The sequence below is a fragment of the Pseudomonas sp. H9 genome (genome assembly GCF_004353925.1).
Classification (GTDB): Bacteria; Pseudomonadota; Gammaproteobacteria; order Pseudomonadales; family Pseudomonadaceae; genus Aquipseudomonas.
Genome location: NZ_SMOK01000054.1, coordinates 1 through 2,048, shown reverse-complemented (window position 1 = coordinate 2,048; position 2,048 = coordinate 1). Strand labels below are relative to the sequence as shown.

Sequence of the window (2,048 nt, the reverse complement as noted above, 5' to 3'; positions counted from 1 at the left end):
GAAGGTGACGTTAGCGTCGCCTTCTTTCGCCGCGTCTGCGGTGACTTCGACCTTGGTGTTTTGCACCGTGTCTTCAACGGTTGCAGTTGCATTCGCGCCTTTGAGGTCGGTGCCTTCGAAGTTGCCGCCATTCACTTCAGTGACGGTCGCGGTGACTTTGCTGGCGTCGGTGTAGACGTCTTCGATGTTGGCGTTCGGCACCTCAAGTTTGCCGTAACCCTTGTCATCGACGGTGACGAAGTAATCCTTGCCGCCGACATTGACGGTCAGGATGGCAGTGCTACCGGCCTGTGGCGGATTGCTCAGCTGGAAGTGGAAGGTAACGTTGGCGTCGCCTTCTTTCGCCGCATCGGCGGTCACTTTGACGGTGGTGTCCTGGATGGTGTCTTTGACATCAACCGTGATCGAGGCATCTTTCAGGTCAGTACCTTCGAAATTGCCGCCGTTCACTTCAGTGACGGTCGCAGTAACTTTGCTGGCGTCGGTGTAGACGTCTTCGATATTGGTGTTCGGCACCTCGAGTTTGCCGTAGCCCTTGTCATCGACCGTGACGAAGTAATCCTTGCCGCCGACATTAACGGTCAGCACTGCAGTGGAACCGGCCTGTGGCGGGTTGCTCAGCTGGAAGTGGAAGGTAACGTTGGCGTCGCCTTCTTTCGCGGCATCGGCGGTCACTTTGACCGTGGTGTTTTGCACCGTGTCTTCAACGGTTGCGGTCGCATTAGCGCCTTTGAGGTCGGTGCCTTCGAAGTTGCCGCCATTCACTTCAGTGACGGTCGCGGTGACCTTGCTGGCGTCGGTGTAGACGTCTTCGATGTTGGCGTTCGGGACTTCGAGTTTGCCGTAACCCTTGCTGTCGACGGTGACGAAGTAGTCCTTGCCGCCGACATTGACGGTCAGGATGGCAGTGCTACCGGCCTGTGGTGGGTTGCTCAGCTGGAAGTGGAAGGTAACGTTGGCGTCGCCTTCTTTCGCCGCATCGGCGGTCACTTCGACCTTGGTGTTTTGGATGGTGTCTTTGACATCAACGGTCACCGACGCATCTTTCAGGTCAGTACCTTCGAAGTTGCCGCCGTTTACTTCAGTGACGGTCGCGGTGACTTTGCTGGCGTCGGTGTAGACGTCTTCGATGTTGGCGTTCGGGACTTCGAGTTTGCCGTAACCCTTGTCATCGACGGTGACGAAGTAATCCTTGCCGCCGACATTGACGGTCAACACGGCAGTGGAACCGGCCTGTGGCGGATTGCTCAGCTGGAAATGGAAGGTGACGTTGGCGTCGCCTTCTTTCGCAGCGTCTGCGGTGACTTCGACCTTGGTGTTTTGCACCGTGTCTTCAACGGTTGCAGTTGCATTCGCACCTTTGAGGTCGGTGCCTTCGAAGTTGCCGCCATTCACTTCAGTGACGGTGGCAGTGACCTTGCTGGCGTCGGTGTAGACGTCTTCAATGTTGGCGTTCGGGACTTCGAGTTTGCCGTAGCCCTTGTCGTCGACAGTGATGAAGTAGTCCTTGCCCGCGACAGGTTGCAGTTGCATTCGCACCTTTGAGGTCGGTGCCTTCGAAGTTGCCGCCATTCACTTCAGTGACGGTGGCAGTGACCTTGCTGGCGTCGGTGTAGACGTCTTCAATGTTGGCGTTCGGGACTTCGAGTTTGCCGTAGCCCTTGTCGTCGACAGTGATGAAGTAGTCCTTGCCCGCGACATTGACGGTCAGGATGGCAGTGCTACCGGCTTGCGGCGGGTTGCTCAGCTGGAAATGGAAGGTGACATTGGCGTCGCCTTCTTTCGCGGCATCGGCGGTGACTTCGACCTTGGTGTTTTGCACCGTGTCTTCAACGGTTGCGGTCGCATTCGCGCCTTTGAGGTCGGTGCCTTCGAAGTTGCCGCCGTTCACCTCAGTCACAGTCGCGGTGACCTTGCTGGCGTCGGTGTAGACGTCTTCGATGTTGGCGTTCGGGACTTCGAGTTTGCCGTAACCCTTGTCGTCGACGGTGACGAAGTAGTCTTTGCCCGCGACGTTGACGGTCAGCACGGCGGTGCTGCCGGCTTGC

General features: G+C 57.4%; 2 protein-coding genes. Both read right to left on the bottom strand.

Annotated elements, in window-relative coordinates; all coding sequences use genetic code 11:
* A partial coding sequence (locus E1573_RS26655; protein ID WP_133217527.1) for an immunoglobulin-like domain-containing protein occupies positions 1-1,533 on the bottom strand: 1,533 nt, incomplete at its 3' end.
* On the bottom strand, positions 1,442-2,048 hold a 607-nt coding region (locus tag E1573_RS26835), incomplete at its 5' end, for an immunoglobulin-like domain-containing protein (RefSeq protein WP_165957395.1). The genes E1573_RS26655 and E1573_RS26835, both read right to left, overlap by 92 nt.